This window comes from Longimicrobium sp., from assembly GCF_036280135.1.
Taxonomy (GTDB): Bacteria; Gemmatimonadota; Gemmatimonadetes; order Longimicrobiales; family Longimicrobiaceae; genus Longimicrobium.
In genome coordinates, this window is sequence record NZ_DASURI010000800.1 from 1 (window position 1) to 3075 (window position 3075).

Here is a 3075-nt window from a genome sequence, read left to right on the forward strand (position 1 = left end):
CGGAGGCGGATATCTTTCCGGGGGCAGGAGACTGCGCAGCTTCCGCGCGGGCTACCCCACGCCGAAGCAGCAGAGTTCACGCGTGCGCCACGCGACGCCTACAGCTTCAGGCGGCGCAGCAGCTGTGCGTTCACCGCCACCACGACGGTGCTGAGAGACATGAGGACGGCGCCGACCGCCGGGGACAGGACGATGTTCCACGGCGCCAGCACGCCCGCCGCGAGCGGAATGGCGATCACGTTGTAGCCCGTCGCCCAGAACAGGTTCTGCGTCATCTTGCGGTAGGTGGCGCGCGAGAGCTCCACGATGCGCGGCATGTCGCGCGGATCGCTGCGTACCAGCACGACGTCGCCCGCCTCGACGGCGACGTCCGTACCCGCACCGATCGCGATCCCCACGTCCGACGTGACCAGCGCGGGAGCGTCGTTTACGCCGTCACCCACCATCGCTACCCGTTTGCCCTGCTTCTGCAGCTCCTTGACCTTCTCCGCCTTCTGCTCCGGCAGGACTTCCGCGAACACGGTGTCGATGCCCAGCTCCAGGGCCACCGCCTCCGCAACGGGACGGGCATCTCCGGTCATCATGACGACCTCGATACCCCGCTGGTGCAGCCGCTCCACCGCCTCGCGCGACTCGGGGCGGATCGCGTCCGCGATGGCGAAGGCGGCCACCACCGTCCCCTCCTGCACCAGGTAGATGGCCGCCTGCCCGCGCTCCGCGGCGCGCTCGGCCGCGGACCTGACGGCGGGGGTAGGATCCGCCTTCAGCATGCGGAGGAGGGCGGGGCCGCCCATATGGAGCTCGCGGCCGTCGACCCGCGCGCGCACCCCGTGGCCGGGGATCGCCTGGAACTCCGACGCGCTGGCGCCCCGCAGACCCCGCTCTTCCGCCGTCTTGACGATCCCTTCGGCGACGCGATGCTCGGAGTCGGCCTCGACCGCCGCCGCAAGCCGAAGCGCTTCGTCCGCCGACAGTCCGTCCACGGTGGCAATGTCGACCACGCGGAACTCGCCGAGCGTCAGGGTGCCCGTCTTGTCGAACACGACCGAGGTGACGTTGCGCGCCTCCTCCAGCCCTCGGCGGTCGCGGATCAGGAGCCCATTCCGGGCGCCGAGCGTCGTGGAGATCGCGATAACGAGCGGGATGGCCAGGCCCAGGGCATGGGGGCAGGCGATCACGAGCGTCGTCACCGTGCGCTCGACCGCGTACGCCGGCTCAGCCCCGAGCGCCAGCCAGGCGACCAGGGTCACGGCGCCGGCACCGAGGGCAACGAGCGTCAGCACGAACGCGGCGCGGTCCGCGAGTGCCTGCGCGCGCGACTTCGACGTCTGCGCCTGCTCGACCAGGCGCATGATCCCGGCAAGCGCGGTCCGCTCACCCGTCCCCGTCACCTCGACGCGGAGGGACCCCGACCCGTTGACGGTGCCGGCGATCACCTGCGCCCCTTCGGCCTTGGTGACGGGCCGGGACTCGCCCGTGATCATCGCCTCGTTCACGGGGCTGGAGCCCTGCCGCACCACGCCGTCCGCCGGAACGCTCGCTCCCGGCCGGACGAGCACGACGTCGCCGTCGCGCAACTCCGCGATCGGCACTTCTTCCGTGCTTTCGCCCTTCACGCGGACAGCCATGCTCGGGAGCAGCTTCGCCAGTTCCCTGACCGCGCCCTGCGCCTGGCTGATCGACCGCATCTCGATCCAGTGCCCCAGCACCATGATGGTGACCAGGGTGGCGAGCTCCTCCCAGAGGGGCATGCCCGGGAAGCCGAGCGTCACGGCCGCGCTGAAGACGAACGCCACCGTGATGGCCAGGGAAATGAGCGTCATCATCCCCGGCAACCGCGCCTTCAGCTCCTCGAGGGCGCCACGCAGGAAGACGATGCCGCCGTACAGGAAGACCGCCGTCCCGAACACCGGCGGAATCCACCGGGAGCCGGGGAACGCCGGTGCGTTCCACCCGGTGAGCGACATCAGCATGTGCCCCCACAGCACGGTGGGGATGGTGAGCGCCAGCGTCAGCCAGAACTTGCGCCGGAACATCTCCACGCTGTGCCCGGCGTGCTTGTCGTGCCCGCCATGCTCTTCGTGGTCGCCTGCGCGTGCGCCATGGCCCCCGTGACCCGCCGCTGCCTGCGCCCCTGGTACCGAAGCATCCGGGTGGGGGTGCACGTGACCGGCGTGCCCCGCTCCCTGGCCGACGTCCGCCGGCGCGGCCTCGGATCCCGGCAGGACACCCGGGGCGTGCGTGATCTCCGGGTGCATGGGGTAGCCCGGCTCTACGGGCGGCTCGGTGCGCGAATCCGTATCTGCCGGCGCGCCTTCATGGCCGTCATGGCGATGCTCGTGTTTCATCCGCTGGGATTCGGTTCTACGGTAGGCGGTAGTGTGGCGTGGATGCCCACGCCCCAATGCTCAGCCGCGCCTGTTCGCGGCGGCTGCTTCCACCGTGCTTTAGGCCGCATAAACGGCACCAGCAGGGGGGCAGGCTCGCCGCAACCCGCGTTCGGGGGTGGTTCGCTTCACCCGCCATCTGGTGCGGCCGGGTGCCGCCACCGCTCGCGCCGCGTGCGGGAATACGGGCGCTCGTCCTTCGCGGTGCACCGGTCCTTCATCTGCTGCACATGCAACCGTCGCAGCATGTGCGCCCCGCAGCGGGAGAGCGGGCACGAGGCTCACCCTCGCCGCGTGCGAAGGGCCGGCTACCCCGCGCTATCGGGCGCCGCGCACACTCTCCCCAGGAGGCGCCGCACCTCGGCCACGACGTGCTTCGGCTCGGCGGGTTTCGACAGGTAGGCGTCACAGCCTGCTTCGGCCGCGCGGATCCGATCCTCGGCCATCGCGTGGGCGGTGAGCGCCATGACCGGAATCGAGGCGGTGGCGGGATCGGCCTTGAGGATGCGCGTGGCTTCATGGCCGTCTATGATGGGGATGGAGATGTCCATCAGCACCACGTCCGGGCGGCTCTCGCGGGCCATTCGGACGCCGCTCTCTCCGTCGGCGGCTTCCAGGACGGCGAAGCCGGAGTGCTCCAGGATAGTCCGGTAGATCGTGCGGTTGTCGAAGTTGTCCTCAACGATGA

The 3075-nt window shown here is 70.5% G+C and carries 2 protein-coding genes; both read right to left on the bottom strand.

Going from position 1 to position 3075, the window contains the following annotated elements:
- Positions 1 to 98 precede the first annotated feature (98 nt).
- Positions 99 to 2036 carry a heavy metal translocating P-type ATPase gene (locus VFZ20_RS25800; RefSeq protein ID WP_349264131.1) on the bottom strand — a complete coding sequence of 646 codons (1938 nt, stop codon included), beginning with the start codon at positions 2034 to 2036 and terminating at the stop codon, positions 99 to 101.
- A gap of 659 nt (positions 2037 to 2695) precedes the next feature.
- Positions 2696 to 3075: response regulator (locus VFZ20_RS25805; RefSeq protein WP_329686843.1), on the bottom strand; the 380-nt coding region annotated here is incomplete at its 5' end.